The sequence below is a fragment of the Pseudonocardia sp. SID8383 genome, assembly GCF_009864975.1.
Classification (GTDB): domain Bacteria; phylum Actinomycetota; class Actinomycetes; order Mycobacteriales; family Pseudonocardiaceae; genus Pseudonocardia; species Pseudonocardia alni.
In genome coordinates, this window is the sequence record NZ_WWFY01000107.1 from 1 (window position 1) to 7368 (window position 7368).

The 7368-nt window shown below is 71.0% G+C and carries 7 protein-coding genes and 1 pseudogene; 4 read left to right on the forward strand and 4 right to left on the reverse strand.

All coding sequences use genetic code 11. The features are described from left to right. From GTW08_RS02495 to GTW08_RS02505, 3 genes and pseudogenes are all read left to right on the forward strand, one after another. A pseudogene (locus GTW08_RS02495) lies at positions 1-725 on the forward strand (hypothetical protein); the annotation flags it as partial. Continuing rightward, positions 722-1141 (forward strand): DUF1772 domain-containing protein, encoded by a 420-nt coding sequence (locus tag GTW08_RS02500; protein ID WP_073576125.1) that lies wholly within the window; start codon positions 722-724, stop codon positions 1139-1141. The pseudogene GTW08_RS02495 and the gene GTW08_RS02500, both read left to right, overlap by 4 nt. A 138-nt stretch (positions 1142-1279) precedes the next feature. Continuing rightward, a complete protein-coding gene (locus GTW08_RS02505; protein ID WP_062398562.1) occupies positions 1280-1558 on the forward strand; it encodes a hypothetical protein in 279 nt (92 codons plus the stop codon). Between the two features lie 66 nt (positions 1559-1624). Here the strand turns inward: GTW08_RS02505 and GTW08_RS02510 are convergent, their stop codons facing one another. After that, a complete protein-coding gene (locus GTW08_RS02510; protein WP_073575957.1) occupies positions 1625-3094 on the reverse strand; it encodes a peptide MFS transporter in 1470 nt (489 codons plus the stop codon). Between the two features lie 1336 nt (positions 3095-4430). After that, positions 4431-5423 carry a Gfo/Idh/MocA family protein gene (locus tag GTW08_RS02515; RefSeq protein ID WP_073575958.1) on the reverse strand — a complete coding sequence of 331 codons (993 nt, stop codon included), beginning with the start codon at positions 5421-5423 and terminating at the stop codon, positions 4431-4433. Between the two features lie 125 nt (positions 5424-5548). Here GTW08_RS02515 and GTW08_RS02520 point away from each other — a divergent pair, with 125 nt between their 5' ends. Beyond that, positions 5549-5959, forward strand: a complete 411-nt coding sequence (locus tag GTW08_RS02520) for a VOC family protein (RefSeq protein ID WP_073575959.1) — start codon at positions 5549-5551, stop codon at positions 5957-5959. A gap of 139 nt (positions 5960-6098) precedes the next feature. On the opposite strand, the gene aroQ is transcribed toward GTW08_RS02520, so the two are convergent. Beyond that, on the reverse strand, positions 6099-6572 hold the full coding sequence (aroQ, locus tag GTW08_RS02525; RefSeq protein ID WP_217266903.1) for a type II 3-dehydroquinate dehydratase: 474 nt from the start codon (positions 6570-6572) through the stop codon (positions 6099-6101). Positions 6573-6576: 4 nt separating this feature from the next. Next, positions 6577-7245 (reverse strand): response regulator transcription factor, encoded by a 669-nt coding sequence (locus tag GTW08_RS02530; protein WP_073575961.1) that lies wholly within the window; start codon positions 7243-7245, stop codon positions 6577-6579. Positions 7246-7368 lie beyond the last annotated feature (123 nt).

The window sequence follows — 7368 nt, forward strand, 5'->3', positions numbered from 1 at the left end:
TGGGCGACCGGGCGTTCCTGCGCCGGGCGTTCGACGGCGCGGCCGCCGCGTTCGTCCTGCTGCCGTTCGACGTCACCGCACCCGACCACGCCGCCCACCAGGCTCGGCTCGGGGAGTCGGTCGTCGCCGCGCTGCGGGACGCGGCCGTGACCCGGGTCGTCGCGCTGAGCTCGCTCGGGGCGGAGGTCCCGGGCGGCCCCGGCCTTGCCGCGACCGGGTACCTGGGCAGCCTGCACGACCAGGAGGCCCGGCTGGCGACGCTCGACGCGTACGTCACCCGGGTCCGGCCGGGCCTGTTCCTGGAATCGTTCCTGTGGTCGGCCGACGCCATGCGGGCGCACGGGGTGCACGCCGACTCGGTCGACCCGGACGTCGCGCTGCCGATGGCCGCCACCCGCGACGTCGGCCGGGCCGCCGCCGCGGCCCTGCTCGACCCGGACGCACCGGACGTCGTGGAGGTGCAGGGTGCGGCGGACCGGACGGTGCCCGACGTCGTCGCCGCGCTCGGGCCCGCGTTGGGCCTGCCGGACCTGGCCTACGTGCGCGTCCCCGACGGGGAGATGGAGCGGCTGCTGCGCGGGGCCGGACTGTCCGCCGACGGGGCTCGGCTGCACGTCGCGATGAACCGGGCGTTCAACGAGGGCCGGGTCCGGGCGCACGGCCCGCGGGGCGCCGCCGACGGCGTGCTGACCGTCGAGGAGTGGGCGGCGGGGGTGGCGGGATGACCGGCGTCCTCGACGGAGCCGCTCTCACCGGGGCGGGCCTGCTCGGCGGGGTCTACCTGGCGTTCTCGGTCGCAGTGCTCCCCGCCCTGCGTCGTCGCCCCGCCGCGGAGGCGGTCACGGTGATGCGCGGGGTGAACCGGGTGATCGTGAACCCGGTGTTCGGGACACTGTTCGCCGGCACCGCACTGCTCGCCGGCGCGGTGACGGTGGCCGGGGCGCTCGGCGGGCAGCCCCTGCGGATCGCGGGCGGGGTCGCGGTGCTGGCCGGCTTCGCCGTGACCGCCGCGGTGAACATCCCGCTCAACAACGCCCTGGAACGCGACGGCGACTGGGCCGCGTTCGCCCCGCGGTGGAGCGTCGCGAACCACCTCCGGGGGGCGTTCTCGGCACTCGGTGTGGTCCTGCTGCTGCTCTGAGTCGAACGTGTGTGCGACATCTCGGGGACCCGCCTGGCGCCTGCCGGGGCGGGCGGGGCACGCTGGTCGCCGCGCCCGCTCCCCCGGGTGCGGACCGGCCGTCGCCCGCGACGGCTCCGCAGCGACGACCGGGGGAGCATGAACACCCACGAACGACGGCGGCTGGCCGCCCTGCGCACCGACCGCGAGACGGTGCTCGCTGCCGCGGCCGCGCTGCGGCACGAGGCCGTGCAGGCGCGCTACGCCGGGCTCAGCCGCCCCGAGATCGCGTTCGGGCTGGCCTCGGTGCTGGAGATGCTGGCGATGCGTATCGCCGACCAGCCCCCGGACGTCCGCGCGCACGTCGTGCGGATCGCCCGGGAGATGGCCGGCGACACGATGGACTCACCGACGATCCGGCGCACCCGTCGTCGGTGATCCACCGGAGTTGTCCACAGGTGTGTGCACAGCTGGGGACGGATCGAACCGGTGTTCGACCGGGGCCTAGCGGACGCCCTCCATCAGGACCTTCAGCTTCGGCACGAGCACGAGCACCACGATGCCGACGACGATCGCAGCGGCCCCGGTGATGCCGAAGTACGCGGCTTCGTTCTCCTCGCTGTAGAAGTCGGCCAGGACTCCGGCGAGCACCGATCCCATCGAGACCGACAGGAAGAACAGGGCCACCATCTGGGTGCGGAACGCGGCCGGAGCCAGCTTCGTCGACAGCGATTGACCGACTGGAGAGGTGAAGAGCTCTCCGATGCAGAACACCAGCAGGATCCCGGCGACGGCCAGCATCGGGGTGCCGTTGGCCCCGGTACCGGCCAGTGGCACGAACAACAGGAAGCCGACACCGATGATGATCGTGCCGAGCGCCATCTTCGCCGGCGACGCCGGCTGACGCGGGCCGAGCTTGGTCCACACCGCGGCGAACACTCCGGCCAGCAGCACGACGAACAGTGGTTCGATCGCCTGGACGGAGCCGGCCGGGATCTCGAACAGACCGAATACCGAGCGGTTCAGTCGTTCGTCCGCGTAGATCGTCAGTACGGTGAAGATCTGCTGGAAGATCGCCCAGAAGACAGCGCTGGCGATCCACATCGGCAGGAAGGCCAGCACACGGCGGCGCTCGACCCGGTTCACCCTGGAGCTGGTCAGCATCACGGAGAAGTAGGCGATCGTGGCGACCGCGACGACCCCGGTGACGATGTAGTCCAGGCGACCCGCCGTGATCACCCCGGTGACCGTGAGGACCAGCAGCACGACGACGACGGCCGCGCCGATCAGCCCGGCGCGGGTCCGCTGCGAGGCCGGGAGCGGGTTGGGCGGGAGCTTGCCCTCCGCCGGAAGGCTCCGGCGGAAGAACGCGTACTGGGCCAGACCGATCGCCATGCCGAGCGCGGCGAGACCGAACCCGATGTGGAAGCTCTCCGCCCGGGTCTGCACGACCGGGGTGAGGATCTGTCCGAGCAGAGCGCCGATGTTGACGCCCAGATAGAAGATCGAGAACCCGGCGTCGCGGCGGTCGTCACCCTCGCCGTAGAGCATCGCGACGATCGTCGACGCGTTCGCCTTGATCCCGCCGCTGCCGAGCGCGACGAGGACGAGACCACAGGCCAGCCCTGCTCCGCCCGGCAGGAGCGCCAGAGCGATGTGCCCGGCCATGACCGCCACCGCGCTGCCGAAGAGGACATGCTCCGGACCGAACAGCCGATCGCCGAGCCACGCGGCGAGGATCGTCGAGAGGTAGACGGTTCCGCCGTAGGCTCCGACGACTCCGGCCGCGACTCCCTGGTCGTAGCCGAGGCCACCGGCGGTGACCTCGTAGTACATGTAGTACAGCAGGATCGCCTGCATGCCGTAGAAGGAGAACCGCTCGAACATCTCGACGCCGAAGAGCGTCGCGAGCTGAACGGGGTGACCGAGAAAGGTCCTCTCCCGGCGCTGAGGGTTGGTCGTGGTGTCGGACACCCGCCCGGTCTACCCTCGGAGTTTCATCAGGTAAAGATCGAACACCCGACTGATGCCTCACAGCCACCCGAGGTCCCCTACCACCGCCGCGGGTACGCCGCCGGCGAGCTACCCGGTCATGGCACAGCCTTGCACGGCATGCAGACCGTGATCGGCTTCGTGCAACAGCCGTCGACTGTTGCGGCGCAGCCCGCGATGCACGCCGCACAGGCGATATAGCCTGCTTTTCCTTTTGCATTCTTGCACGAGGCACAGCTGGCGCACCCCGCACACACCTTGAGGTCGATCGCACCACACCCGGGCCCGTCGTACATCGTTGTCGTACTACACGTTCCACACTTTCCCTGCACTTCTGCCGGATGCAGGTCAACGAGCCCAGCCCCGCTCACCGCCATCGCTTTCATCACGAGGACGTCATTGCCCTGCTTCTGCCACATCGCATAATCTCGATGCCCCGCACCCTGAACTCCTGAGAATTCTCGCGCTACTAGCACACGGGCGTCGTCCGCCGCGAGCGCAGTCACCGTCATCTCTCCACCGCCTCGGAGCCTATGACGTGCCCCCTGCACCGCCACGGGCTGAAAGGTGAACGAGTCCATTCCAGCGCGCGTCATCAGCAGTCGGAAGTCGGAATCGACCGCGAGGCGATCCATTGCACCGGAGAGGTAGCCGGACGGGAGATCGTGGTATCCGGCGGAGTGCAGTGCAGTGGTGCCGGCTGCAAGTCGGCGAACAGGAGCACCCGCCGTCGAGTTGATCAGTCTCGGCGAGGCTACGGCCGTCACCGCTACCGCTCCGCCTACACAGGCGGCCCTGAGGAAGCCTGCTCTGGACAGGCCGGCCTGATCAGAGCGGCGACTCGTTCGCTCACCGAGGGCAAGAACAACTCGCCCGGCACGACGAAATCCAAGAAGACGAGTCAGAGTCGCCGCCATCCCGGCGCCGATATGACACCGAACCCCTTCTTCATCGACCTGGATGAGAGTCGGTCTCCATGGGGGATTCCTGCCGTAGAACGCGCTTCGCAGGTCCCTGACCATCGGATCCGCGAGCGGCATGACTTCGATCTCTGACGCAATCTCGTTCGAGACTACTTCACTGATCCTGGCGCAGCGACCGCACGACGAGTCAAATGCAAGGAAGAAATGGACGGGAGCCATGGCAACCACTTTCACCTCGACGACGACTCGCCCCCGACGCTAGGGGCCCACCATGTCGACCCGCAATCACGAGACCCGCTGGGACACCATCGAATGAATCTGTGTTTTTCTATTGAATGACATCGATGTCACCGTGAATGGACCGACAGGATTCCGTCCACATGCTGGTCAGCGGATCACCTGAGCTCCGCCGGTCCCTCCTCCGGGACCATCCCGACCCGGTCGGCGACCGCGGCCATCACGTCCTGGACGGCGACGGTGTCGGCCAGCGGCATGACCGGGCTCTCCGTCTCTCCCGCCGCGACCCGGCGGGTCACCTCCTCGATCTCGTGCGCGTAGCCGCGCCCGGTGGCCGGCAGCACGATCTCCTCGGGGTCGGCGCCGTGCCGGCGCACCACGATCCGGTCCGGGTGGTGGAAGCGCGGCGGCACCTCGATCCAGCCCTCGGTGCCGATCACCCGGGCCGAGCCGGGCATCGCGCACTGCAGGCTGACCTGCAGTGCGGCGCTGCGGCCGTCGGGCCAGCCGAGCAGGATCGACTCCTCCAGGTCCACACCGGACGGCGTCAGCGCACCGCTCGCCGCGACCGTGCCCGGACTGCCGAGCAGCATCTGGGCGAAGGAGACCACGTAGACGCCGAGGTCGAACAGGGCGCCGCCGCCGAGCTCCGGGGAGAAGAACCGGTCGTCGGCCCCGGAGCGGTTGCGCACGCCGAGATCGGCCTGCACGGAGCGGACCTCCCCGATCGCGCCCTCGGCGACGAGCTCGCGCAGCCGGACGACGGCCGGGAAGAACCGCGTCCACATCGCCTCCATCACGAACACGCCGCGGTTGCGGGCGGCGGCGGCGATCTCGCGGGTCGCGACGGAGCTGACCGTGAACGCCTTCTCGATCATCAGGGCCTTGCCCGCCTCGATCGCGGCCAGCGCGATCGCGCGGTGCTGCGGATGCGGGGTGGCGACGTAGAGGACGTCGACGTCCGGGTCGTCGAGGATCGCGCGGTAGCCGGTGTGCACCCGGTCGACGCCGTGCCGGCGGGCGAAGTCGGCACCGCGTTCCGCGGAACGCGACGCGACGGCGACGAGCTCGGCGCCGGGCACGTGTGCGAAGTCCGGTGCGACGGCGTCGGCGATGCGGCCGGGCCCGATGATTCCCCACTTCACGGTCATGCCCCGATCCTGCCCGGAGCCCGGCCGAAGTTCCCGGCGCACGACCGATGAGTCCGGTCACCGCCCCCGGTCCACCCCTTCGGAGGGCACCGGGACCCCGGCGCCACCGTCCATAGGAGCCCCCGATGCCGAACATGATCTTCGTGAACCTGCCGGTCAGCGACCTGGACGCCGCGAAGGCGTTCTACTCCGCGCTCGGCTTCACCCTGAACGAGCAGTTCTCCGACGAGCGCACCGCCTCGTTCGTCGTCAGCGACGCGATCGTCGTCATGGTGATGGCGGAGGACCGGTTCCGGGAGTTCACCGAGCAGCCCGGTGTCGCCGACCCGCGGACCGCTCGCGAGGTCATCAACGCCTTCGGCGTCGAGAGCCGCGACGACGTCGACCGGCTGATCGACGCCGGTCTGGCCGCGGGCGGGACGCTGTCCGGCAAGACCGAGGACCACGGCTTCATGTACGGCCGCGGCATCGACGACCCGGACGGCCACCACCTCGAGTTCGTCTGGATGGACGCCGCGGCCCTCGCCGGGGAGTGATCCCCGCCCGGTCCGTCACCGCCGTCCGAGGGGTGCGGCGACGGACCGGGCCGATCGGCGCCGGCCCCGGTCGGCGTCCGGTCGGACGGCGCAGGATCCGGCGGCGCACCGGCCGGGCAGCACAGCGGCGACGGGCGGTTCAGACGGCGCGCAGCGGGCGCACCTTGCGGACCAGCCCGTCGATGGCGAGCGCGTAGCCGTCGACGCCGAATCCGACGACGATCCCGGCCGCCACCGGCGAGACGAACGAGTGGTGCCGGAAGGTCTCGCGGCCGTGCACGTTGGAGATGTGCACCTCGACCGTGGGGAGCTCGGCGCCCTCGATCGCGTCGTGCAGCGCGACCGAGGTGTGGGTGTAGGCGGCGGCGTTGAGGATCAGGCCGACCGCGTCGGCGCGCTTCACCGCGGCGCCGGCCTCGTGGATCCAGTCGACGAGGACGCCCTCGTGGTTGGTCTGGCGGAAGTCCAGCTCGAGGTGGTGCGCGGCGGCCGACTCCCGGCACAGCGCCTCGACGTCGGTGAGCACGGTCGTCCCGTACACCTCCGGCTTGCGGGTCCCGAGCAGGTTGAGGTTCGGGCCGTTGAACACGAAGACGGTGGTCACGCCCGCGATCCTCTCAGCCGCGCCAGCCGGGGCGGACCAGGCCCGACTCGTAGGCCAGCACGACCAGCTGCGCGCGGTCCCGGGCACCGAGCTTGGTCATCGTGCGGCTGACGTGGGTCTTCGCCGTCGTCGGGCTCATGTGCAGGCGGGCGGCGATCTCGTCGTTGGACAGCCCGGCCGCGACCTCGGCGAGGACCTCCCGCTCGCGGTCGGTGAGCTCGCCGAGCCGGACCGCGCCGTCGGGGCCGCCGCGGGAGCGCGCCGCGAACTCGGCGATCAGGGTGCGGGTGACCGCCGGGGCGAGCAGGGCCTCCCCGCTGTGGACGACCCGGATGGCGTGGATGAGGTCGGCCGGTTCGGAGTCCTTGACCAGGAACCCGCTGGCGCCGCCGCGGATCGCGTCGAAGACGTAGGAGTCGTCGGTGAAGGTGGTCAGGACGACCACCCGGGTGTCGGCGAGGTCCGGGTCGTCGGTGATCTCCCGGGTCGCGGTGATGCCGTCGGTGCCGGGCATGCGGATGTCCATGAGGACGACGTCCGGGTGATGCTCGCGGGCCGCGGTGACGGCCTGTGCGCCGTCGGCGGCCTCGGCGACCACGTCCAGGTCGGGCTGGGAGCCGAGCAGGGCGCGGAACCCGGAGCGGACGAGCGCCTGGTCGTCGGCGAGCAGGACGCGGATCACGTGTCGGCTCCCGGGTTCGCGGGGCGGTCGGGGACGTGGGCCCGCCCGGGGCGGTCGGTCGCCCCGGGGGCCCCGGCCCGTCCGGTCGGGTCGGCCGGAGCGGGTTCCGCGGGGGAGCGCCCG